Annotated in this window: 20 protein-coding genes, 4 tRNA genes and 2 pseudogenes; 7 read left to right on the top strand and 19 right to left on the bottom strand. The window is 40.2% G+C overall.

Translation table 11 applies throughout. The annotated features are described in order from the left end of the window. From AC058W_RS02920 to AC058W_RS02930, 3 genes and pseudogenes are all read right to left on the bottom strand, one after another. Window positions 1-767 (bottom strand): annotated as a pseudogene (locus AC058W_RS02920) (thymidylate synthase); the annotation flags it as partial. A 22-nt stretch (window positions 768-789) separates the two neighbouring features. Continuing rightward, complete coding sequence (locus AC058W_RS02925; protein WP_117675788.1) at window positions 790-2,361, bottom strand: AAA family ATPase; 1,572 nt, start codon at window positions 2,359-2,361, stop codon at window positions 790-792. Then, window positions 2,362-3,327 (bottom strand): diacylglycerol/lipid kinase family protein, encoded by a 966-nt coding sequence (locus AC058W_RS02930; protein WP_118247237.1) that lies wholly within the window; start codon window positions 3,325-3,327, stop codon window positions 2,362-2,364. Window positions 3,328-3,677: 350 nt separating this feature from the next. Here AC058W_RS02930 and AC058W_RS02935 point away from each other — a divergent pair, with 350 nt between their 5' ends. Together AC058W_RS02935 and AC058W_RS02940 are read left to right on the top strand one after the other, a co-directional pair. After that, entirely contained in the window at window positions 3,678-5,357 is a 1,680-nt protein-coding gene (locus AC058W_RS02935) for a glycoside hydrolase family 13 protein (protein ID WP_117675784.1), read from the top strand. Between the two features lie 347 nt (window positions 5,358-5,704). Then, complete coding sequence (locus tag AC058W_RS02940; protein ID WP_119244958.1) at window positions 5,705-6,736, top strand: LacI family DNA-binding transcriptional regulator; 1,032 nt, start codon at window positions 5,705-5,707, stop codon at window positions 6,734-6,736. A 210-nt stretch (window positions 6,737-6,946) separates the two neighbouring features. Here the strand turns inward: AC058W_RS02940 and AC058W_RS02945 are convergent, their stop codons facing one another. From AC058W_RS02945 to AC058W_RS02975, 7 genes are all read right to left on the bottom strand, one after another. Beyond that, window positions 6,947-8,611 carry an alpha-glucosidase gene (locus AC058W_RS02945; RefSeq protein WP_173684305.1) on the bottom strand — a complete coding sequence of 555 codons (1,665 nt, stop codon included), beginning with the start codon at window positions 8,609-8,611 and terminating at the stop codon, window positions 6,947-6,949. Between the two features lie 195 nt (window positions 8,612-8,806). After that, complete coding sequence (locus AC058W_RS02950; protein WP_055057250.1) at window positions 8,807-9,742, bottom strand: AraC family transcriptional regulator; 936 nt, start codon at window positions 9,740-9,742, stop codon at window positions 8,807-8,809. 87 nt (window positions 9,743-9,829) lie between these two features. Further along, window positions 9,830-10,951 (bottom strand): ABC transporter substrate-binding protein, encoded by a 1,122-nt coding sequence (locus tag AC058W_RS02955; RefSeq protein ID WP_479389688.1) that lies wholly within the window; start codon window positions 10,949-10,951, stop codon window positions 9,830-9,832. Window positions 10,952-11,095: 144 nt separating this feature from the next. Continuing rightward, on the bottom strand, window positions 11,096-12,205 hold the full coding sequence (locus AC058W_RS02960) for a glycoside hydrolase family 172 protein (protein WP_055200019.1): 1,110 nt from the start codon (window positions 12,203-12,205) through the stop codon (window positions 11,096-11,098). 35 nt (window positions 12,206-12,240) lie between these two features. Next, window positions 12,241-13,098 (bottom strand): carbohydrate ABC transporter permease, encoded by an 858-nt coding sequence (locus AC058W_RS02965; protein WP_022381105.1) that lies wholly within the window; start codon window positions 13,096-13,098, stop codon window positions 12,241-12,243. Between the two features lie 13 nt (window positions 13,099-13,111). After that, the gene (locus AC058W_RS02970; protein WP_008705747.1) at window positions 13,112-14,008 is read right to left on the bottom strand and encodes a carbohydrate ABC transporter permease; all 897 of its coding nucleotides are present in this window, start codon (window positions 14,006-14,008) and stop codon (window positions 13,112-13,114) included. 105 nt (window positions 14,009-14,113) lie between these two features. Continuing rightward, window positions 14,114-15,349: an ABC transporter substrate-binding protein gene (locus AC058W_RS02975; RefSeq protein ID WP_055200020.1), complete on the bottom strand. Its 1,236-nt coding sequence runs from the start codon at window positions 15,347-15,349 to the stop codon at window positions 14,114-14,116. Between the two features lie 273 nt (window positions 15,350-15,622). On the opposite strand from AC058W_RS02975, the gene AC058W_RS02980 reads away from it, so the two are divergent. From AC058W_RS02980 to AC058W_RS02990, 3 genes are all read left to right on the top strand, one after another. Further along, a complete protein-coding gene (locus tag AC058W_RS02980) occupies window positions 15,623-17,467 on the top strand; it encodes a sensor histidine kinase (RefSeq protein WP_479389689.1) in 1,845 nt (614 codons plus the stop codon). After that, window positions 17,442-19,046 carry an AraC family transcriptional regulator gene (locus tag AC058W_RS02985; protein ID WP_479389690.1) on the top strand — a complete coding sequence of 535 codons (1,605 nt, stop codon included), beginning with the start codon at window positions 17,442-17,444 and terminating at the stop codon, window positions 19,044-19,046. The genes AC058W_RS02980 and AC058W_RS02985 overlap by 26 nt, the downstream gene beginning before the upstream one ends. A 180-nt stretch (window positions 19,047-19,226) precedes the next feature. Further along, window positions 19,227-20,021, top strand: coding sequence for a sirohydrochlorin cobaltochelatase (locus tag AC058W_RS02990; protein ID WP_479389691.1), 795 nt, complete (start codon window positions 19,227-19,229; stop codon window positions 20,019-20,021). Window positions 20,022-20,089: 68 nt separating this feature from the next. On the opposite strand, the gene AC058W_RS02995 is transcribed toward AC058W_RS02990, so the two are convergent. The 4 genes from AC058W_RS02995 to AC058W_RS03010 all read right to left on the bottom strand — a co-directional run bounded on the left by AC058W_RS02995 (window position 20,090) and on the right by AC058W_RS03010 (window position 22,432). Then, on the bottom strand, window positions 20,090-20,596 hold the full coding sequence (locus AC058W_RS02995) for a VanZ family protein (RefSeq protein WP_117844524.1): 507 nt from the start codon (window positions 20,594-20,596) through the stop codon (window positions 20,090-20,092). After that, on the bottom strand, window positions 20,593-21,021 hold the full coding sequence (locus AC058W_RS03000; RefSeq protein WP_117844526.1) for a hypothetical protein: 429 nt from the start codon (window positions 21,019-21,021) through the stop codon (window positions 20,593-20,595). Before AC058W_RS03000 ends, AC058W_RS02995 begins: the two co-directional genes overlap by 4 nt. Window positions 21,022-21,229: 208 nt before the next feature. Next, entirely contained in the window at window positions 21,230-21,397 is a 168-nt protein-coding gene (locus AC058W_RS03005; protein ID WP_178761009.1) for a hypothetical protein, read from the bottom strand. Window positions 21,398-21,508: 111 nt separating this feature from the next. After that, window positions 21,509-22,432 (bottom strand): alpha/beta fold hydrolase, encoded by a 924-nt coding sequence (locus tag AC058W_RS03010; RefSeq protein WP_479389692.1) that lies wholly within the window; start codon window positions 22,430-22,432, stop codon window positions 21,509-21,511. 244 nt (window positions 22,433-22,676) lie between these two features. Between AC058W_RS03010 and AC058W_RS03015 the strand changes: the two genes are divergently transcribed. Both AC058W_RS03015 and AC058W_RS03020 read left to right on the top strand, forming a co-directional pair. Then, a complete protein-coding gene (locus AC058W_RS03015; RefSeq protein WP_479389693.1) occupies window positions 22,677-23,729 on the top strand; it encodes a DUF5067 domain-containing protein in 1,053 nt (350 codons plus the stop codon). A gap of 235 nt (window positions 23,730-23,964) precedes the next feature. Next, window positions 23,965-24,180, top strand: a complete 216-nt coding sequence (locus AC058W_RS03020) for a DUF378 domain-containing protein (RefSeq protein ID WP_025581288.1) — start codon at window positions 23,965-23,967, stop codon at window positions 24,178-24,180. A 144-nt stretch (window positions 24,181-24,324) separates the two neighbouring features. On the opposite strand, the gene AC058W_RS03025 is transcribed toward AC058W_RS03020, so the two are convergent. The 5 genes and pseudogenes from AC058W_RS03025 to AC058W_RS03045 all read right to left on the bottom strand — a co-directional run. Continuing rightward, window positions 24,325-24,397 (bottom strand) — tRNA-Gly (locus tag AC058W_RS03025). Window positions 24,398-24,400: 3 nt separating this feature from the next. Further along, a tRNA-Gly gene (locus AC058W_RS03030) sits at window positions 24,401-24,471 on the bottom strand. 17 nt (window positions 24,472-24,488) lie between these two features. After that, window positions 24,489-24,561: transfer RNA gene (locus tag AC058W_RS03035), tRNA-Gly, on the bottom strand. 3 nt (window positions 24,562-24,564) lie between these two features. After that, window positions 24,565-24,635: transfer RNA gene (locus tag AC058W_RS03040), tRNA-Gly, on the bottom strand. Window positions 24,636-24,976: 341 nt separating this feature from the next. Next, a pseudogene (locus AC058W_RS03045) lies at window positions 24,977-25,248 on the bottom strand (serine acetyltransferase); the annotation flags it as partial.

Below are 25,248 nucleotides of genomic sequence, written 5' to 3' on the forward strand. Positions count from 1 at the left end.
TCCGGATTAAGTTTAACGATTGGTGCCGGATAAGGTTTTCTCTTGATCATTTCTTTTACCACAGGAATGTGACGGTCATAAATATGACAGTCAGCAACCACATGAAGCAGTTCTCCTGCCTCCATATCACATACCTGTGCGATCATCATAAGCAGAATTGCATACTGGCAGACATTCCAGTTATTTGCTGTAAGAATATCCTGAGAACGCTGATTGAGGATTGCATTCAATGTCAGTTTCTCATTTTCCGGTGTCTGAGTTACATTAAATGTCATAGAGTATGCACATGGATACAGGTTCATCTCGTGAAGATAATTCCTGATGCACATAAATATTTGTCATAATTCTACGGCTGAATGGATTGTTTTTCAGATCATAGATGACTCTGGCTGACCTGATCCATCATGCCTTCTTTATATTGATGTTTCACTCCAAAGCTGATATCCGTAAGCTTTACCGATAGAACCATTTTCATCTGCCCAAAGCTATCCCAGATATGGCTATGAAAAGAGATCATGGATGTTATTGGATTTCTTCTGCCAGATCCAGAGAATCTCATCCATAGCACTCTTTAATGCAGTACGTCTAAGTGTCATGGCCGGAAATTCTTTTCGAAGGTCATATCGGTTTACCACACCAAATTTCTTAATTGTGTAGGCAGGTGTTCCGTCCTCCCACACCGGGCGGACCTTCTCTCCTTCTGTGCTCGTACCATTCTCCAGGATATCCTGGCACATTTTTATAAATACATCATCTGCGTAACTCATTATTTTCTACTCTCTCGCTTTCTTATTTTTTATATTCTTCTATTATACAAGTATGTTCCCTTGTTTTTTTATTATAATTGATACCTACCATCAAAAGATCACCTTTATATTCTTCCAGACTCGCGCAATATTCTTTATTTTTTATCTGTGAAATTGCACCCTCTGCGCTTTTATTCCACTTTAACTCCACAACCATTGCTGGTTTATCCGGAAATTTTTTTCTTGGAATAAATACAATATCTGCAAATCCTTTCCCACCAGCCAGTTCTCTGTGCATTGTATAAAAATTGCGGGCCGCATAGAGTGCCAGTGAAATCGTGTAGCTTAATGCATTTTCATCATTATATTGAAGATGTGATGTCTCAAAATGAGCCTCTTTTATCCCTTGTGCAACCTGCTTTGGTCTCATTTGCCAGATTGCCTTTAAGGTGTCCGCTGAATTTTTCAGTGCTTTTGATACTTCGCCCCAGTCAGCAACCGAAACCGTATTAACATATTCCTCACGTATTTCTGCATTTGGAATTGATACACACCGATTTTCATAATCATATGTCAGATATCCCAAATGCACCAATAATGTAAGAACATCATCCTCATTTCTGAACGTTGTCATATCATTTGTAAAGCTTCCCGTATTCACCGGAATACTCTCACCTGCAATCATACTTAATACATCATCCTTCAAACCCTCAAAATTCATTTCTATATAAACTTTCAAAGCCTCAAAGGTCTCTGTCTGATTCCAGTAATTTCCAATCTCACCCAGTCTCATGCTGCTCACAACAGAGCGTGGACTATATACAGAGGCAACTCCCTTAAATGAATAGCCATCATACCAGTTTTTTATCTCTTCCATATCCATCTGGTACTTTGCACACAACGCCTGAACTTCACCCTCAGTAAATCCCACATACTCACCCAGAGGTCCTGGATTCAACATAGAAAATTCATCAAACATATTCAAAGCAGAATGTGTTCCGTACTTCTTAACAGGAAGAATACCTGTCATATAAGCCAAATGAATATAGCCTTTATCCTTTAGCAAATCCCGTAAAAAGTCAAGATATTTCTCCTGTGCTTCTTTATCCTGCTTATACTCACGAAAAATACAATCCCATTCATCAATAATAATCACAAAAGGACATCTGCTGTAAGCATAGACATCCTGCATAGATTCAATCAAGTCATTTTCATCAAAAAAATCCACGTCCGGATAAGCACTTCTCAGCTCTCGCAATACAATTTTCCTGACTCGTTCCATTAGCTCCTGAATATTATTACTGCGACTCAAAAAATCCTGCATATTCAAAAAAATCGTATCATATTTATTGAGATATTTTTCAAAATCTGTGTCTTTTGCAATTTTAAGATTAGAAAATAACTCTTTTGAATCGCACCCTTTACTGTAATATGCTGTCAGCATATTTGCAGCCATAGACTTTCCGAAACGTCTTGGTCTGCTGACACATATGTTCTTCTGTAAAGTGTGTAAAACAGAATTTGTATACCGTATCAAACCCGTCTTATCTACATAAATATCAGAATTGAGTGCTTCCTGAAATTTGGAGTTATCCGGATTCAAATAATTTCCCATTTAATCCCCCTCTTTTTCATGCAACAGCCACAGTCTCTTCTCCAGACATCTGAATTCTACCCTTGTTACATCTCCGCAATATTCTCCATCTGCATGGAGCACCATCGGTTTATCAAGCAGCACTCGAAACCCGTTTTCTTCCCTGATATTAAATCCATTGATTCTCTCCTGTTTCGCCGCCACCAGAAATGGAAGAAGGAAAAATGTCTGCCATTTGGCAATACCTGAAGCGCTACTCAAAGACAGTCTGCCATCCTCCGGTGAAGCTTCTGGTGCCATCGGGACACCACCACCTTCTGCTGGCAGATTCATGGCAGCTGCGAAGATCATTTTCGGCAGGATAAATCCACCATGTTCCGTTATCACTTTTGCATTTGCAGTTTCCATTGTAAAAAGTGACTGCACCGTTAATGCAAGATATGTAAGTTTTCCCAGATGGAAGCGGTTTAAAACCTGCTTCAGTCTGGAATGAAGAGCTTTCTTGCACACCAGTGCATCCAGTCCAAGTCCGGCACTGATTCCAAAAATCCTCGGCTTTTCACATCCTTCCCAGCTTACCTGACCAAGATCTATCCTGTAAAGTTCTTCCCCTCGCTGATCTTTTCTGATACTGGCGCAAATCTGTTTCAGACTTTCCTTCGGTGTTTTTGGCAATTTTAAGTTTCTGCCAAAATCATTTCCTGAACCTGTCGGAATCACTCCAAGCCGTACCCGGTCAAAATCTGCGATCCCATTCAGAACCTCGTTGATCGTTCCATCTCCACCAACTACGATCAGATAAATAGGATCATCGTCTTTCATGGAAGAAATCTTCTCTGCCAGCTTTGTCGCATGTCCCGGATATCTGGTTGTATGCGCCACATATTTTATTTTATACCCGCGAAGCAGACGCTGTGTCTCATTCCATACCCGGTGCGCCTGCCCTGTTCCCGCTCCGTTATTTACAATAATCTGTATTCTTCTCATTTTTCCTCACAATTATATCTGTTTTCACTGCCCCAAATACTCTTTATCCAGATACTCTCTGGAAACGCTATAGTATCTATACTATACAATATTTGGCTTTCACATACAAGAGCACAGCCAACCAAAATCCTTGTGATCGTCACATATTTATTACTGTTTTCTATTCTATAGCAATTTCCAGGCAAGAAGTCAAAATAATATACAAATCCGTCAAAATATTGAAAGCATTTTTCTCAAAAAGTATTTATAATGTAGATAGAATATGTTGTGGTGCAATTTCAGCACCACAGCAGTCAATAAAACTTAAACATAAAAACTTATAAAATAAATCATTTCAGGAGGTTTTTACAATGGAAAAAAGATGGTGGAAAGAAAGCGTCGTATATCAGATTTATCCTCGCAGCTTCTGCGACAGCAACGGAGATGGTATCGGTGATCTGAACGGTATCACAAGCAAACTTGACTACTTAAAAGAGCTTGGTGTTGATGTTATCTGGCTATCTCCTGTTTACAAATCACCGAATGATGATAACGGATACGATATCAGTGATTATCAGGATATCATGGACGAATTCGGAACAATGGAAGACTTCGACCGTATGCTCGCTACAGCTCACGAAAAAGGCATCAAAATTATGATGGACCTTGTTGTAAACCATACTTCTGACGAGCACAAATGGTTTATCGAGAGCCGTAAATCCACAGACAATCCATACAGAGATTACTATATCTGGCGTCCTGCAAAAGAAGACGGCAGCCTTCCGAACAACTGGGGCTCCTGCTTCTCCGGTCCTGCATGGGAATATGATAAAACAACAGATATGTATTTCCTGCATCTGTTCTCTAAAAAGCAGCCAGACCTCAACTGGGACAACCCGGTCGTACGTCAGGAAGTTTTCGACATGATGAACTGGTGGCTGGAAAAAGGTGTTGATGGATTCCGTATGGACGTTATCAGCCTGATCTCCAAAGAGCAGCCGGAACTCCCGGACAAAGAACCTGGAATCAACGGATATGCAACATTTAATGTATCTGCAAACGGTCCTCATGTACATGAATACCTTCAGGAAATGCGTCAGAAAGCATTAAACAATGCAGATACCATCACAGTAGGTGAATGCTCCGGTGTTACTCTCGAAGAAGCAAAGAAATACGCAAGAAGCGACGAAAAAGAACTGAACATGGTATTCCAGTTTGAACATATGGATGTTGACAGCGATGAAAAAGCCGGCAAATGGACAACCAGAAAAATGGATCTTCGTGACCTCAAAAAAATTCTTACCCGCTGGCAGAAAGGTCTCCAGGACATTGCATGGAACAGCCTTTACTGGGAGAACCACGACCAGCCAAGAAGCGTTTCCCGTTTCGGTAACGACAGCGATAAATACAGAGAAATCTCTGCAAAAATGCTTGCAACCTGTATTCATATGATGCAGGGTACTCCTTACGTATATCAGGGTGAAGAGCTTGGTATGACAAACTGCCCGTTCAACACTCTCGAAAACTTCCGCGACCTCGAAAGTATCAATGCTTTCCACGAATTAACGGAACAGGGCAAAATGACCGAGGAAGAAATGATGGCAGCGATCGGCTACAAAGGTCGTGACAATGCCAGAACTCCAATGCAGTGGGATGACAGTGCCAACGCAGGATTCTCCGGTGCCGATGCTACACCATGGATCATGGTGAACCCGAACTACACTAAGATTAATGCAAAAGACCAGGTAAGCCGCGAGGATTCCGTATTTAAATATTATCAGAAACTGATCAAACTTCGTCACGAAAGTGATCTGATCGTTTACGGTACCTATGATCTGATTCTTGATGACGATAAAGATATTTACGCTTACATCCGTACACTCGGAGATGAAAAACTCATCGTATATTGCAACTTCAGTGAAAATACCCGCGAAGTAGAACTTCCGGAAGAATTCACAGACGGAAAGATTCTGATTTCCAACTACAACGATGCTAAAGTAAGCGAAAAGATTACCCTCAGACCTTATGAGGCAATCGTAATCCAGAAATAATAAATGATTTTGCTTCTTATGAATCACAGTAATTCCCAGATTACTGTAATTTTCTGAAGAATCAGTGACTGTGAAAAATACTGAACAGTTACCGGAAATATATTTTCTCATATACAACCTCAGAAGGATGCTGCCAGATTATTCTGGCGGCATTCTTCTATTTTATCCCCAAGGCTTATGAGCAACAGTGACAATTTTTTTGCATTTATTTCAAGTTTTTTTGTGCAATACTTGCGTTTTTGTATATCATTGTGCTAAAATATCCACATAACAGGATATAAGATTTCAAATACTTTTGCATTTTCACTCTTATATCTACAGACTTTTTTCACATCGGGGTGTTTCAAATGATTACAATCAAAGAAATGGCAGAAATGCTGGGAATCAGTACCACAACGGTATCTAACGTCATTAACGGAAAAACCAGCGAAGTCTCTCAGAAAACTGCCGAAAAAGTCCAGAAGCTTCTGGATGAATATGACTATGTACCTAATATGAGTGCAAAGAACCTTGCGCAGAATCATTCCAGACTGATTGGAATTGTCCTAAAAGGACGCAAAGACAAATACGAAAATATTTTTGCAGATCCATTTCACGGAGAATTGCTTGGTGCCCTGGAGGCAGCGATCCGCGAACATGGATATTATATGATGCTTTATACATCCGAAGACATCAACGAAATCATCCGCAATGTAGTAAGCTGGAACACCGAGGGACTGATTCTTATCGGTATGCTCCATGATGACTACCTGCGAATCAAGAGTAAATATAAGAATCCTGTTGTCCTCATCGACAGTTATACGCCAAAAAATATTGCCAAATATGTAAATATCGGTCTTGATGATGAGCAGGGTGGATATCTGATGACTAAATATCTTCTGGAATGCGGTCACCGGAAGATTGCTTTCCTTGCTGATAATATGGAAGGTGTAGATTATGTCCGTTATACCGGTCATCAACGTGCTCTTCAGGAATATAACATAGATGTAGATCTCGACAATCTTATCGTAATCCGTCCATCTAAATATGAACGTCAGGGAAGTATGGAAGAGATTTACGCTGTCGCACACAAATTCACTGCATTTATGTGCTGCTCAGATTATTATGCAGTCACATTGATGAAATATCTCCGCGAAAGGGGCATCCGTTTTCCGGAAGACCTCTCTATCACGGGATTCGATGACAATCTGTATGCACAGGTAGTCTCTCCTCCCCTTACTACGATTCACCAGAATATCTCTCAGCGTGGAACTATGGCTGTCGAGTATCTGCTCAGAATGATTGACGGATGGGTCCCAAAGTCTACTAGTATTACACTTCCGGTCAAACTTGTTGTACGTGACAGTGTTAAAATTCTGAATTCCGATAAACAGGATTAATTCATCGCATAACTATACATAAAAAGAACGAAACTCTTTCAAAATGCTTTTCTGGATTTTCGTTCTTTTTTCTCTATATCTATGTACCAAACAAGAATCAATTAACTGCTACATTAGATTCCAAAAACAAAAACAGAGAGCATAGATTGCTCCATGCTCTCCATCATTCTTTCAATTTTATATTGCTTTTTGACTATCTCATTTTCCTTATTACATTTCAATAACAAGGAACTGATAACCCTTCAACTCAATCTTATTTCCATCCATAGCTACATCATCATAGTTATTGATCAGAACTTTCTTGCACTCTCCTGCGAGCTCGATTGTCTGCGGCTCTTTCTGGTAATTACCAACTACAAGAAGATTCTTATCCCCTTTACGATAGTATGCCATCAGATTGTGTACGTCTTCCCATACAGGTTCCAGTTCTCCGTAAACAACAGTCTCTTTGTATTCCGGATCCTTACGCAGTGCGATAAGTTTCTTATAGAAACTTCTCACAGATTCCGGATCATTCATCTGGCTCTCTGCATTGATCTTTGTATAATTCGCATTGACCTTCAGCCATGGTTTACCTGTCGTAAATCCTGCATTCTCACCATCTGTCCACTGCATCGGTGTTCTGGCATTATCGCGGCTGAATCTGGAAACAGCTTTCAGCGCTTCCTCAGGTGTACATCCTGCTTCCAGAGCTACCTTGTACTCATCCAGACTGGAAATATCATCTACCTGATCAATAGATTCAAACTTCACATTCTCCATACCAAGTTCCTGTCCCTGGTAGATAAACGGAAGTCCGCGAAGCATAAAGTTCAGACCGCCAAGCATCTTCTTACTTGCGTCACAGCAGTCACCTTCCGGGATATATCTGCTGACACCACGAGGCTCGTCATGATTTTCAATAATATTGGAAACAAATCCGATATCGCCAATTTTTCTCTGTGTTGTAAAGCAACATTTCTTGTAGGCATCCGGAGTAATCTGTTTGCAGTCATACCATCCCTTGTCAGATGCCCCCCAGATAGTCTCTTCGAAGTCAAACATACTGGAGAAATATCCATTATCGCCGATGAAATCCGGAATCTCTTCATCCTTCTCATCGAAAACTTCACCGACAGAGAATGCATCGTATTTTTTAAAGGTGCGGTCTCTCATCTCGCCAAGGAAGTCACCGATTCCCTTTGCTTCTTTCAGCATCTTCCTGATACTGCAAAGACCGTCTTCACGATCCGGCTCATAGTCATGCATCGGAAGTGCTTTCTTGATATTGATAATCGCATCAATACGGAATCCACCAAGACCTTTATCCAGCCACCAGTTGATATTCTTATAAACTTCTTCCCTTACTTCCGGGTTCTCCCAGTTCAGATCGGGCTGTTTCTTATGGAAAACATGCAGATACTGTTTATTTGTTCCTGGAAGATCTTCCCATACAGGTCCGCCGAAATAAGAACGCCAGTTAGTTGGAAGTTCTCCTTCTTTCTTGTCACGCAGATAGAAGAAATTACCATATTTACCATCCGGATCCTCACATGCTTTTTTAAACCATTCATGTTCATCAGAACAGTGGTTTACAACAAGATCCATCAGAATGTACATATCTCTCTTCTTAGCCTCAGCAATCAGTTCATCCATATCTGCCATGGTTCCGAAGCGAGGATCAATATCATAATAATCTGAAATATCATATCCCTGATCAGCTAACGGAGAGCGGTAGCAGGGGGAAAGCCAGATAATATCAACTCCCAGATCTTTCAGATAGTCAAGCTTCTCAATAACACCTCTCAGATCTCCAATTCCATCTCCATTGGTATCATAAAAACTCTTCGGGTAAATCTGATAAGCAACCTTTTCATTCCACCATTTCTTTACCATTGTAAAAATCCTCCTGTGTTTTTTATTAACCGGCGCTATTGTCTGCTTTGTTCCCAGTATTATATCTCTTACCTTTAGCGCCTAAGGTCTCTTTTTCATTTACGGCAATTATATCAGAATCCAAGGCTTCTGTCTTATCTTTTTTTGATAAAAAAATACAAAATTTTGACTTTTTTATATTACCGATATTCTTATTTACTGTGTTTCTTTTAATGAATGTCTGCGGTACTGCAGTGGTGTTGTTGACGTATATTTCCTGAACTCTCTCAGGAAATTTCCCAGATTATTATATCCGCATTCCAGACAGATTTCCGTAACTGTAAGGTCAGACTCCTTCAGATAATGAATAGCCCTTTTTATCCTGTACTCATTCACATATTCCATAGGCGAACGCCCGATCACCTTCTTGAAAAATCTGCAGAAATACTGCTCATTCATCCCGATCAGTCCTGCCAGGTCACGTATATAAATTTTCTCTTTGTAATTCTCCTGTATGTAAGTCAGTGTTGTCTTGATTGTCTCAATCCTGTGGTCATGATTCTTCTCCGTTACCTCAAACAGATTATTCGCAGACAGAACCGCCAGAATCCGAAGCAGCGCTGATTTGATAAACAACTGTCGGGTGATATCATCCGTAACCGCCTCGCCGTCATAATAATTCTCCCGAAAAGAATCTCCGCCAAATACATTACGGATTTCTTCATAAGATTTTCTTACCGGTTCAAATGCCGGTTCATTCTTTCGCAGACATCTCGGAAACTGGATACTGCCATTTTGTACTGGCTGGATCAGATTCGTCTGAATCTGATCCAAAGCATATGCAGAGCTTAGCATATCCATATGAAAAACCACCGCATTTTCCACACAGCCGCCGTTTTTTTCAACAGAAATACTGTGAAGTTCCCCGGGATTAATAAAATAAAAACATTCCTCTGAAATGTTGAAACGTTCCATATTTACTTCTAGACAGAACTCTCCACCCGAAAAATAAAGCAGTTCTACTTCTTCATGCCAGTGGTGTTTCACCATATTCCCCTTTATCCTTGTTCCTGTCTGATAGAACGCACAGGGAAAGTCCTGTGTACCATGGACGCGTATTTCCTTTAAAGTTGATGGTTGTTGATTCTGCATGAAGCTGCCTCCTGTTGTCATTGTTATTGTTATTATAAATCCGGCATCAAAAATCCGCAACTAAAAAGGACATCCGAAGATGCCTTTTTAATAGTAAGTATTTATACAATTTTGTGCCTGCTCAAAGAAACTGTCCTCTTCACATTGCCCAAGAACATATCCCTGAAACAGTTTTCCCATATCTGAGACAGCACCCATGGAATTTTCACATAACGGACGTGCATTCAATGTATATTCCCGGAGATATTTCCGTATCATATCTATTCCTTCCAGATCAATATCCTCATTTTCGATCACATCCACTCTGGCAGGATAACTTTTCATTATTTTTGCATATTCAGTACTGCCTTCATAACCGGCTGCATACTGAAGAAATCTGACAGCTGCATCTTTATTTTCTGAAGCATTGTTCAAAACATACTGCCAGGTTGCAATATTAGTGGCTTTTTTCTTATGAAGCACGGGAAGCGGTGCCATATGTATTTTATTTTTCCCATATACATCAGCATCAAGAAATGTACCCAGAGCACTCGTATACATAAAAACACATCCATATTTTCCCCTGATAAATTTCTCTTCCATCTGCTCATACTGATCTACAAACTGTGCAGGCGATGTATTTTTCTCATCCAGCATACTTTTCATATATCTGGCTGCATCTTTGGTTTTCGGATCAGTCCAGTCGAAATAATCGCCACCCCAGAAATTCACAAATTGCGAAAGACTGTTATAAACATATGTATTTTCCCATGCATCTCCATAAGCGTACTGATCCGGATTTTTCAAACTCTTCTGCAGAATATCAAAATCACCGGTATTCTTTATCTCATCGAGTCCTGCCTGTTTCAGCAACTCCTGATTTACCCAGAACATCATAATATCCATCTGAAAAGGGACAGAATATATATGTCCATTCTCTTCACAAATGCTTTCCAGATACTTCTGCGGAAAGCTGTCTCTTACTTCTTCTGTCATAACGTTTTTTTCCAGTGGTTCCAGATATCCCTTATGCTTAAACTCAGAAATCATCTCATCATTCACGGAAATCAAATCAATATTTTTGTCCCCCGAAGCCAGGATCGTGGATATTTTTACCTGCCGATTATCCGCATTGGACGGACATTTTTCCACAGTGATTTCCATATCAAGTTTTTTTTCTGTTTCCTCGATAAAATCCTGAAATCTTTTATTATCTGCATCAATATGCATGATTGTCAGCTTTTGTTTGTCTTCGTGAAACGACGATGAGGGGAGCTTAGATAAGCTCCCCGTACCTCCACATCCTGTAATAAGCAAACATACTGCAGTTATGAAAATTACAACACTTTTTTTCAAGCATTTCACCTCTGTTTTTTATCTTGGCCATCTGTCCTCTTTTGACATCAATGGTGCAAACGGTGCATGTGGGTGTGTCTGATACCAGTAAGCCACGCTTGCCACATCATCCTGACGTTCAAATAATCCTCTGTAACCTACTCCAATCTGCTGAATGGTCACACGCAGATCCTCATCAAAACAAATCGGATCCTGAATATGCCAGCGATAGAAACCTCTCATCGGCGGACAGTCATCATTATGATAGAAATTATGGATCAGCTCATCATGAGCAGAATAGTATGGGTAGCCCAGATATGGTGTATTATAATTTTGTTCCACAGTCTTTCCGTCCACCTGCTTTGCAAAACTCCAGGAGCCTCCAAAATAATCTTCTGTTCCGGTTCCGCAGATTGTGGGATATTCATCATCACCGTCAATATAGAATTTCATTTCACCTTCGCCCCACCAGTAACGTTCCAGTGTGGTAAGTGCAATATAAGTTCCTACATAATGACCTTTTCCTTTTACTCCGTCAAGGATTGTATAATCTTTCTGCTTCTCTGTCAGTCGCTCTCGCCTCCACTGTGCATGGAAATAAGTAATATCATCCGGAAGCTCATCATACAGACAGTAATCTACCTGATAGAAAAATGCCGGAATTTTATTTGCATGCTGATTTTCCAGAGTAATTTTTGCTTTTTTCTTAAACGGCATCGGGAAGTAACAGTTAAATCCTCTGCTTGGCACCACTGCCATTGGGACAGAATTTACAATACACTCTCTTCCAAAACCACAGCAAAAGAAATCTCCGAGAGGACTTTCCACAGATGGTGTTTCCTCATCATCCCAGTACATACGGATGACCAGATCTCTCAATACAAAACAATCTGCATCTGTTGTCTTGTTATCCACTGTAATCCAAATATGATTGATTTCTCCCGGACCTTCCATCTCTGCAAGAGTTACAGTTGCACCCGGCTCAATATCTCTCAGGCAGGGACTTCCTTTTCTGGACGGTCCCAGATGGCTCGCTGCCATTCCGCCTTTACCTTTTTCTCCGTGTGGATTCTCTGCATTGATTGCACGGCTTCTTCCATGTTTTGACAGAGCAATTCCACCAAGTCCACCTTTAAATGACTGATACATAATGTTTTCCTCCAATATTCTTAGCATTCAGATAATCAGGCTTTTACTCCTCCTGCCATTATACCATCCATGATCTGCTTTTCAAAGACTGCAACAAAAATAATGATAGGCAGAAGTATGATCCATCCCATTGCACTTACCAGATCCCACGGAACTCCATACATGTTGTCACGCAGTGGAAGCTGTACAATGGCAACGGAAAGAACCTGAATACCATTTGAATAAAACAACGGTGTGAAGAAGTTATTCAGGCAGGTAATAAAGTTGATAATACATACAGTTGCGATTGCAGGTTTCATAAGAGGCAATACGATTGTAAAAAGTCTCTGTGAAAAAGTTGCACCGTCAATCGCTGCTGCCTCTTCCAGTGAAATAGGGATTTCCCCCACAAAGTTTCTCAGAATCAGAACCGTAAATGGGATAACAGTACTGATATAAAGCAAAATCAGTCCGGGATATGTATCATATAATTTTACTTTCTGCATGAACTCATATAATGGTCTTGCTGTAACAACCTCAGGAATTAACATAGTTGCAATAATAAATGCAAAAGCAATATTGATTCCTTTTGTAGTGAAACGTGAGAATCCGTATGCAGCCATTGCACAGAGTACAGTACTGATAACCAGTGTAAGACCTACGATCAATACTGTATTTCCCACTTTTGATAAAAGTCCTACGTTCTCGATCAGAAACTTATAGCTTTCCAGTGTCGGATGATCCGGCAGATAATCAATCGGTGTTTTGAATAATTCTCCGGAAGGTGTAATAGAGGAAATAAAAATCCAATATACCGGAAACAGGATAATAAATGAGACAATTGCAAACAGTACCCATCTTCCACCTGCCATTACACCATGATATATGTTATATTTTCTTGAATCTTTTTTCATGGTATTTCCTCCTTTAGTTATCAATCTTGTTCATAACACGTATATTCAGCCAGCTGAATACTGCCATTACAACAAACAGTAACATTGCCAGTGCAGATGCATAACCGACATTCAGATTTGTAAACGCCTCTGTCGTGATTCTGTATGCGATCAGTGCCGTATCTTCTCCAGGACCACCTGAAGTCATAGAATATACAATATCAAAGGTTGTCAGTCTCCATAAAGTAAATGGAATAGATAAAGTCAGTACATTTTTCAGTATCAACGGTAATGTAATTCTGAAGAAACACTGGATTCCATTTGCACCGTCTACTTTTGCGGCTTCATAGATATCACCCGAAATAAACTGCAGACCGGATAATACAAGAATCGCAAAGAACGGAAGATCTTTCCACAGATCCACGGCAATTACAGCAGCTCTTGCAGATCCTGTATTGATCAGCCAGCTATTCTGGTATCCATGGACAAACAATCTGATAAAGTCATTGATCAGACCATAATCATTATTAAATGCCCATTTTGCAGCCATACCTACAACAACTGCCGGCATTGCCCAGGGAATCAGTACAATCGTACGAAGAAAACGACGTCCCTTAAATTTCATATTTAATATCAGAGCAAGACCTACACCTAATATTACATGGAATATCATTGATACTACTACAAAAATCACTGTAAAACGTATAGATGTAAGCACTTTGGGATCTGAAAAAATTTTCAGGTAATTCTGAATTCCACAGAATTCATTAATTCCGGACAGAATTTTAATATCAAAAAAACTATTTCTAACTGTCATTAAAATCGGATACAAAGTCGTAAATCCACGAATAATAACCACAGGTAACACCAACAGCCACGGAATCCATTTCATTGATTTTTTACTGATTGTCACAGGTACTCCCTCCTTCATATCTTTAAGCACAGGTATAAAGCAGATTTTTCTGCTTTATACCTTCATTTATTATGTCAGTTTTTATGTGTCAGTATTTCAAAAGACTTTAAACGAATACCGTTTTTACTGATATGTATCAACGACTTCCTGTGCTTTTTTACAGAACTCATCTACTGTGATCTCATCTTTCATGCAGGACTGGAAGATAGTTCCCATATCACTGATGAACTCCATTGTCTGTGCTACCAACGGACGTCCCTGTACGTTGCACTCTTCTGCATACTGGCTGTATATTTCTTTTGCAGGATCAGTATCCGGAACAACTTTTTCTGCAACATCCTTTCTTGCAGGATATCTGTCAAATGCTTTATAGGATGCTTCCATTCCACCTTCATCTGCCATATACTGCAGGAATTTAATGGCTGCATCTTTGTTTTTGGATGCACTGTTCAGCACATAGCTCCAGGAATCTGTAAAGATTGCTCGCTCTCCATTGCCGCTGAAATCAGGTACCATTGCCATGTGGATCTTGTCAGCTCCCAGCATATCTGCCTTTGCATAATCCGTACCTAAGCCCCACATAAACCAGCATCCGTATTTGCCATCATTGATTTTTGGATTCATCTGATCATATTTATCTGCGATCTGATCAACAGGTGTTTCTTTGTTGGCAACCAGATCATGAAGGAACTGAATTGCTTCTTTATTTTCTTCTTTTGTCCAGTCGAAGTAGTCACCGCCAAACATATTTACAAACTGTGCAATTTCATTAAATGCATATGTCTTTTCCCAGGAACCGCCGTATCCGAAACGTCCATCTTTTGAAACTGCTTCCATGTATTTCATGAAATCTTCTTTTGTATCAATGGATTCGATTCCCACCTCATCCATAATTTCCTGATTTACCCAAAATGCAAGATATCCTGTATATCCCGGAACTCCTACAATATTTCCATCCTTATCTGTGATCATATCCTGAATATACCCCTGCGCAAACTGATCAATGATATCATCTGTCATAACCGTGTCATTCAGACCTTCCAGCCATCCGGAATTCTTGAATGCAGCACTCATTTCATCGTTGATTTCGACAATGTCTACGGAAGAATCTCCTGTAGAAAGAATCGTTGTAATCTTCTGCTGACGTGTGTCTGTATCTGTCGGAGCTGCAATAACATTGATATTTAAACCCGTTGCCTCCTCTACATTTGCAAGCCAGTCATCAAAATCCGGGTCAGTAGTGTTAACGCTGTATAAAGTAAGATCATATTTCTCCTCTGCTGATACACTTACAACATTCCCCATCATTCCTGCCACCATTGTTGCAGCTAAAACTGCACTTAACACTTTTTTCCTCATATTCTCTCCTTTTCCGAACAGTTCTCTCGCATCAACTGTTCTGTGTTATTTGGTAATTAAAGAATAACAAAAACACTCTTTTTACTAAATACAATTTCTTTTGATTGATTTATATTATTTTTCGTTCTATTGTTTTTTTCATTCTGATTTTTTATAATACAGATAGCAGATGAACACTGTGTTGCATCTTTACAGAATTGCTGTATAATATGGCAATCTTCAAAAAGATACCTGATAAAATCAAACCTATTCATATAAGGAGTATTATGTGTAATGAAACTCAACTTGAAAAAAATAAATTATCATAAATGGATTCCTTCCAGATTTTCCTCATTTCAGGCAAAACTCCTGATTGCCTTTCTGGTTGCAACCCTGCTTCCTCTGACACTTGTTGCACTGGTCAGTTACCATGTTTCCTATAATCTTGCCAGAGACCGAATCACAAACTCTGCATTGATGTCTGATGAACAGCTTATTTTTCAGCTTAACAGCCGTCTGAACCAGACCGAAAACGTTGCTGACACCATCCAGTATCAGATGTACGCTTTTGAACACTCTTCCCCAGATCAGGTTGGCACCATGCAGGCATTAACATCCATGAGAAGCAATATTTCATTATATAAATCTACATTTGATTTCTTTCATATATATGTTTTTTTAAAACCGGAACAAACCGGAGCTGATGAGGGTATATATTTCTTTTCCACAGATAAACTTTTCAATTATGGAATCAGCGAATCTGAATTACATTCCATAGGTTCTTCTTCCCTGTGGCTGTTAAAGAAAAATACCACCTTACCCAGAGTTATATCTGCTTCCAAAAGAAGCGCAAATACACTGCTGTGTTTTCGTGCTCTTCAGGACAAATCCAGCAATGTTCTCGAATATGCTTATTGTATTGCACTTGACTGCGATGAATTTTCCCGGTATCTTCAGACTTCTGCTTCTGATACCGCAATTTCCAGTTACATTCTGACACCACAGGGACAAATTGCAGCTCACAGTGATTCTTCCCGTAATCAGACCTGGATTTCAGATTCAATAAAACAGATGTTTCTGGAAAATACCAATTCCTTCTTTAAAGACAATGACATCTACTATAACTGCCGCACTCTGGATAACGGTTGGCTGCATATTACGGAAATCCCGGAAAACTATATCAAAAGCAATACACAGGTACTGATCAAAACACTGTTGATCACTGTAATTATTTCTCTGCCGCTGACTATTTTTATTGTAATCTTTTTTTCCAGGAAACTGACAAGCAGAATTGCCGCACTGTCCTATGCCATGGAATCCTTTCATCTCGGACATGATCCGGAGCACCTTTCCATCATCACACTCCCGCATCCGGCTGATGCTTCCAATTATGATGAAATAGACAATCTGGGGATTACTTTTGAAGATATGCAGCACACAATTGCCCAGAATCTGAAATCTATTGTCAGTCTCTCCATTAATGAAGAGCGCCTGAAATATCAGCTGTTACAGTCACAGATCAACCCACATTTCCTCTACAATATCCTTGGAACCATCCGAACCTGCCAGGCACTTGGCAAATTGGATATTGCAGATCAGATGCTGACAAATCTGACTGCCTTTTACCGACTGACACTGAGAAAATCAAAAGAACTGATACCGATCAAAGACGAGCTGGAAATTGCCCGCCTGTATCTGGAAATGGAGAAACTCTGCCATAAAGACAATCTTAACTGGGAAATCAATGCTGAAGACGGAATAGAAAATTTCATGATCTGCAAATTTACATTACAGCCATTCCTGGAGAATTCTATCCTGCACGGTCTTTCAGCAGATACTCCTGAAGTTTTTATTTCCATTCAGGTGCTCTACGGTGATGATACCGTAGTGATATCCATTGAAGATAATGGAGCCGGAATGTCTCCGGAGACACTGGAACAGCTCCGATATGCCATAGACAATAAAGTCATAAATTATGAAAAACATTTTGGAATTTCAAATGTAAGCGCCCGCATTTCCAATCCTTTGTACGGTAACGGCTCTGTGCGTATTGACAGCCATCCCGGAAACGGTAGCTATGTCACAATTGAATTTCAGCAAATGGAGGATACAGATGAGGAAAATAATGATTGTAGATGACAATTATCTGTCAGCAGAAGGAATTGAAAAGAACATAGACTGGGAAGTTCTGAACGCAGAAATCATACATATCTGCTACAACGGAACTTCTGCGATAGAAGCTATGAAAAACGAACCTGTAGATTTGATCATCTCAGATATTGAAATGCCGGATCTGGACGGAATTTCCATGAGCAGGCAGGCACTGGATATTAATCCAATGGTAAAAATCATACTGATCAGTGCCTATGATAAATTTGAATATGCAAGACGCGCTCTGCTTCTTGGTGCATTGGATTATATTGAAAAACCTCTGGATTACGCATACCTGATCCAGAAAGTAAAAAATGCTTTTGCCTTGATGGAACGTGAGCAGAAAAATCTGCAGTTGCTTAAACAGAGCAGACCTTTACTTATCGAAAAATTTTTCCGTGATATCACTCACCGTTCCAGGCAGGAGGCTTCCTATCGTCTCAAACCTTATCTGAACTACCTGAACCTCAAATTGGATTATGATTTTTATAACGTAGTGATTCTTGAACTGGAAAATGCACAGTCTCTCAAGGATTCCTATGGCATTGAGAAATTTCAGATGGAACTGCTGAATCTCCGTGATCTGATCACAGAACAAACCTCAGAATTAAATTATATTTATCCCCTGCAGGATATTGATGGTTATCTGTGTGTAATCGGACAAAGTGGCTGCCAGTCCGGAAATTTTCGCCAGCTTACCTATAAAATCATTTCTGCACTTGTAGATAACTGCAATTCACAGGGACTGGTCCTGAATGCCGGAATCGGTGCCATTGTACAGGATCTGTGGGATCTGAACCGTTCTTATGAAAGTGCTGTTCATGCACTGGATTATCGTTTCTTTTTCCCACACCAGAACGTATTTGACGGACGTGAGGCTCTTGGACATGACTTATCTGCCACTGATTTCTCCGATTCCAGAGAGGAAGAATTAATCCGCCTTCTGTGCAAAAAGGATGTTTCTGCAATTGACTCCTGGTTTCAGGATTTCTCCAGATGGCTTACTGAGAACTTCCGCACTAAAAGTTTCGCATTTATCCAGATCTACTCTCTGCTTGGAAGGATTCTGAAGTTTTTCTATGAATTAAACCTGGATACCCATGATCTGGAAGCAAAGATCCTGTATGTATACAATCATCTGGAAGAATTTCATACCACAGAAGAACTATGTGGCTGGCTCAACGAACTCTGCCGTCTTCTCTGCCGGAAACTGGATTCTTCTCTGAATGATTATCACCAGAAATTATGCGAATCCGTAACTTCATATATTGACGAAAACTATGCCAGCAATACTCTGTGTCTGAACGATATCGCCAGCGAAGCCAATGTCAGCCCGGCTTATCTGAGTGCCCTCTTTAAAAAGAAACAGGGCGTGAGTATTAGTGACTATATCACTACTCAGCGAATCAACGCCGCCTGCCGTTATCTTACAGCCACAAACATGACTCTGAAGGAAATCAGTATGAAATGCGGTTACGCCAATCAATATTATTTCAGCACAAGCTTCAAGAAAAAAATGAATGTCACTCCATCTGCATACAGAGATACTCAGACGTCAAAATCTTAGCTTTTACTTGTGTTTCCCTATAACTCCCTGTATAATAAAAAACAATGTCTATTATCATGACATCTTTTTTATATGAGTGCGCAGTCAATTACCTTTTACCGCCACTACATCTGTTTTGCGGAAAACCTGTCAGTGGCAGTTGTGGTAAATGCCAATATACTTATTATAAGGAGATTTAAAATGGGGGTAACTGAAAAAACAGCAATTCTTGTTATCAGCTTCGGTACAAGTTATGAAGAAACACGAAAAAAAACAATTGAACAGATTGAATCTGACCTGCATCATGCATTTCCGGAATATCCGTTATACCGCGCATGGACAAGTCCCCGTATCCGCGCCAAACTCCGGAAGCGGGACGGGATCCACATTATGGATATTGATGAGGCAATGACCCAGCTGAAAGCGGACGGAATTCGAAATGTAATTGTACAGCCAACCTATGTGATCACCGGATTTGAGAGTGATGCTATGAAAGAAAAGGTTCTTGCACATAAAAAGGATTTTGATTCTGTCATTATCTGTGATTCTCTGATGGTTACAAAACAGGACAAAGAAGAGGTCTGTCAGGCCATGGCTTCCGAATATCATCCAGGTTCTGATGAAGTTCTTTTATTTATGGGACATGGAACAGAACATGTTGCCAATGAACTCTATCCGGAAATGGACGGCCTGTTTAAACATTTTGGTTATTCAAATATGCATATGGGAACTGTTGAGGGGGATTTTTCTATCGAAAGTTTTCTTGATGAGTTAAAAGAACTTCATCCGGCCCATATTCATCTGGCACCTTTTATGATCGTTGCAGGAGATCACGCGACCAATGATATGTCCGGAGAAGATGATGATTCCTGGAAAAGCATTCTGGAAAGAGAGGGCTATTCTGTCACCTGTACGCTGAAAGGACTGGGGGAGATTCAGGCGATCAGAGATATTTTTATCCGCCACACTAAAATGGGACTGGACAAGCTTTCGTAATTCTATTCCAAAAAATGTGAAGCTTCTGTTTTACAGCAGATACTTCACATTTTTTCAGTCCATATTAATTATTTTCTCTTTTTCTTCTTTTTATTTGGATTGTTTAACACAGACCAGCAAAATGCCTGTACTAACAGTATACCGATAAAAGCACCACTGCTGTCAACCCCCACATCCTTTATCGCTGGAGTACGACCGCCAACAAACGACTGATGATATTCATCAAGTCCCGCAAATCCTACGCAGACGATTCCGGCAAGGAGCATCAGCCAGATTCCTCTCACTCCATACACATATAACGGAAAGGAAATCGCAATTGCAAGCAGAAAATACTCTGTCATATGCGCAGCTTTTCTCACATAATAGTGGATCCCATCCGCTTTATAAGCCAGTTCCTCACTGCTTAAATTCTCTGATAAAAGTTCGCTTTTCATTTCCACGATTTCATAGCTTACCTTATAGCTCAGATTTCCGGAAACCTCTCCCGGCTGCGCTGAAAATGAAAAAATGATATACATCATCAGCAGTGCCGGCAGAAAAGAAAGAGGTTTCAGCAATGTGATCAATACTTTCATTCTTTCTCATCTTCCTCTTTGTCATCCAGTCTTTTCGTAAGATTTGCCCTCTCAGCAATGCTCATAGATTTATGTATTTCCGGTTCACTTTCTTTTGCAAATTCTCCGCCTGCTGCCGCTTTCACTGCTGCATTTGTTGCTTCCTTTGCTTTCTTGAGTCGGTCTTCTGAAATCATATTTTTGACGCTTACAAAGACCAATCCGGCTCCAATTACCGCAAACGCAATTCCGGCAAGCAGAAAGCCAATGCTTGTACCTTCTTCACCTGCTATAAATCCTTTGCACAGGCTATAAGCTGTGTATAATAAGTAGCCTCCAGCCAGGATCCAAAGTACATATCGTGCATTAGGAGATTTCGTTTCCTCCTGATTTTCCACAACTTCCTGTGTATCTTCCTGTAGTTCTTTATTCTTATTTTCCTCCATAAAAACCTCCAATTCTTTTGTGGGTTCGGTTAAATTGACTATTATCTTACCATTTTTTTACTCAGACGTAAAGTCTTCTGAAAAAGAAAGACTGCCAGATTTCTCCGACAGTTACTGTTCACTCCGTTCTCAGTAACACGCTTCGCGATGCACAGAATTTATGCTAATCGCATAAATTCGCGCGGCATGTCTCGGGATTTTGGCATTTTCATGCCAAAACACCTCGCGGGATAGTGGCGTGTGAACAGTAACCTCCGACAGTCTCATTCCTTACAAGTTCTCCCTGCTCTGTTTCCTGTTTTCTGTCCGCACATCCGCTGCAATTTACACAGACAAATGCAGCTACCAATAGCAGCAATATTTTAATTTTTTTCAATATCTGATTCTCCTTTTCATCCACAATATTTTAAAATATTAAGGATTTATATAGTTTCACCAGATATATTCATTTTATACATTCAAAGGAACCTATATGCTTTTCCAGACCCTAAAATCCTTTCTTCCGCATATAGACCGCTATGTCATGATAAACCTGTTCTTTTCCGATTTCATTCAGAATCTCATGGCGCATTCCCGGATACAGTTTTCCTTTTACGTCCCTGTAACCTGCATGACGCATTGCCTTTACTGTCTTTGCAAAATGACGCACATTGATCAGGCATGGATCCTCTGCACCGCTTACAAACAATACCGGCATTTTCGGATTTGTACATGAGAAATGTTCCACATCATAAGCACGTTTCATCAACTCAAACAGCGCAAGATACGCATCATCCGTAAAGGTAAATCCACATAATTCAGATTCTTCATATTCTCTTGCCACTTTAGGATCTGAGCAGATCCATGCGGTACATGTTTTATCTTTTCTGAACTTGGCAACGCCCGCACCAAAAGACATCGCTTCAATCAGTTTACTTCGATGTCTGGATCCCAAAAGCGTTTTCTCCAGCTTCGCAATTCCTACGCCCAGAGGCATTGCTGTATTATAGCTTGGAGAGCCGCATACGATCAGCATATCGACACAGCTGTCATGCTCTGCTATAAATGCTCTTACCGCCAGCGAACCCATACTGTGTCCCATCAAAATCACTGGAAGTTCCGGATATCCGGCATGTATTTTTCTGTTTACCGTACGGATATCCTGAAGCATCGCCTGTGCGCCTCCGCCATACGTGAAACCCAGATCCTCCTGATATTTTACGCTTTTTCCATGTCCTCTGTGATCGTGAATCACTGTCACATATCCAAGCTTCGCCAGATATTCCATAAACGGAAGATATCTCTCTTTATGCTCACTCATCCCATGCACCAGCTGCACGACTGCGCGATATGGCTTCTTATCCGGTATCACCGCCATAATCGAAATCTCAAGATTATCCGCTTCTGATTTAAAAGAGCTCTCGTACTTCATAAATTCACGCCTTCTTTCCTGTTTTTATTATTGTTATACCCTTACCTTATCCTGTTATTTTGATTATAGGTAAGGTATTTGCCATTGTCAACGCATTCTGTTATAATCAAATTGTTACATTTTGTTAGCGTTCAATCCATTCTCACTAATTAACATAGGTGAGCAATGACACGCTTCGTAAACAGCAATCCTTACAGTAACAGTACAATACGTTTCAGAGCTTAACCCTAAGACAGGAGGAAACATGACAAAAAAGAATAAAAAAGGACACGCCGGGCTGATTATCTTTATTTTAATCCTGGTTCTCGCCATTGGCGGAGGCACAGGATTCTATTTCTATCAGCGCCAGCAGCCACGCAAAGCAGTGGAACAATTTCTTGACAGCATGAAGAATATGGACTTTACTACAATGGAATCTATGATTCAGAGCAGTGATCTCTCTGCGCTGGACAATGCAGATATCCGAAACGCTGCATACACTGATTTCTTCTCAGAAATCAATAAGAAAATGACCTACAAGATCACAAAGAACAGATTTGACATTCAGAATGGTACTGCTTCTGTCACTGCTCACATTACTTACATTGACGGAACCAATATTTACAAGGCAACCATAACAGAGTTTCTCCGTCAGATCGTTTCAAACGCTTATGCCGGAAATCAGCTCACAACAGAAGAAACTCAGGAAAAGCTTGCATCTATTCTGAATGAACAGGCAAAGAAAGTAGAAAAAGATGTATTCTCAGAAGTAGATATCACCTACCCGGTAATTAAAACAGATTCCGGATGGAAAATCGTTTCTCTGGATGATGAAACAGTAAAAATCATGTCTGCTAATTTCAAGAGTGTAGAGGAAGAAATCAACAATTCGCTTAACAATGCAGACAGCGAAAATTCAACAGCCAATGCACCAGAGGCAACTGCTGATGACATTCTGAATCTTACCACAGAGAAATTTACGATCAAATACACGAAACATGTGATCACCAAAGACTTTGCAGGAACTCCATGTATTATGGTTTATTATGATTACACCAACAATTCATCTTCCGCATCCAGTGCAATGGTTGATGTAAGTCTGAAAGCTTACCAGCATGGCGAAGTCTGTGAGGCTGCTATTCCAGAGAATAATGATGATGCAATTGATCATTATACAGCAGAAATCCAACCGGGACAGACTGTAAATGTATGTCAGGCATTTACACTGACAGATGAAAGTGATGTCACCGTTCAGGCACAGGAAGCATATTCCTTTGACGAAGATGCAACCGCAAAACAGATTCTTAAAGTAAAATAGCTGAGCAATAGAGATGATAGTGAACACCAATCATATCTCTAAGTTATAAACATTAACTTATCAGTAAAAAAACAATATACACAGTTTTTCAAAACCAAATTTGAAAGCTGTGTATATTTTTTATTTTCCGTGAAACAATATGAAATGTATAGTACATTATTCGAAAACGGTGTACTGGCTTTATGATTCCTGTAAAAGCTGTATACAGCGACAGGTTATGAAAGGATGGTGACTTATGGGAAGCAAATGTTTAAGATATACGGCGCTGACTATCGCCATTATCGGAGCTGTTAACTGGGGACTGATTGGTTTTTTCAATCTGAACCTGGTCGCTCTCCTTTTCGGAAGCATGAGCTGGGTTTCCAGAATCGTATATGGTCTGGTTGGAATCTGCGGACTCTATCTTCTGACCTTTTACGGTGATTCCGACACTATCTCAGAACAATCCTGAGTACAAGCCGACATCTGAAATTATAATTCTATACTATAATCCTTCCTAATGGACTGCGGCATATTTATCAAATGGATATGCCGCAGTTCTTTTATAGTGGTTCTTAAAAGAAAAAAGGACTTCGGAAAATCCGAAGTCCTGAAGAGCGATAGACGGGGCTCGAACCCGCGGTCTCGACCTTGGCAAGGTCGCGCGTTACCAACTACGCCACTATCGCACAAGCGGGTGATGGGAATCGAACCCACGTATCCAGCTTGGAAGGCTGGTGTTCTACCATTGAACTACACCCGCAGATATTCAATTAAAAGAGCGATAGACGGGGCTCGAACCCGCGGTCTCGACCTTGGCAAGGTCGCGCGTTACCAACTACGCCACTATCGCATAAGCGGGTGATGGGAATCGAACCCACGTATCCAGCTTGGAAGGCTGGTGTTCTACCATTGAACTACACCCGCACAGCTTGTTGTCTGTGCATCTCTGTCGCATCAACGAAGATTAGTATATATGATGAAACTTCATTTGTCAACACTATTTTTGAATTTTTTCTATTTTTTTAACAGTATGCACAATTTCAGGTAAAAAACAAGGCTGTACCTCATTCCAGCTACTTCAAAAATTACAGAAATTTGCTCATAATCCTATGACTAACTCCTTATCTTTGCAACTCACAATCAAAATAGCATATAATTCGCATTATTTTTTGAAATTGCTATAGATCAGACAGATATTTACAATCCATCTGACCTATACAACTCTCCAACAAATAACCTATTTAAAGTTTATTTGGTATAGATTATCAATTCTCCCAATCCCACACATTCGTAGCTTCTACTGCGCTTTTCGGTTTCTTGATTACAAGCTCAGGACTCTTTGCGCTGACTTTAGTATTTGCAGGGATAGATTCTGTGATGAATGTGTTACCACCGATAATGGTATTCTCTCCGATCACTGTCTCACCGCCCAGTACAGAAGAATTAGAATAAATTGTCACATTATCTCTGATGGTCGGATGTCTCTTCACATTGGCAAGTAACTGTCCCTGACGGGTGGAAAGTGCACCAAGTGTCA

The sequence above is a fragment of the Blautia sp. CGZ-1-C1 genome (assembly GCF_056504575.1).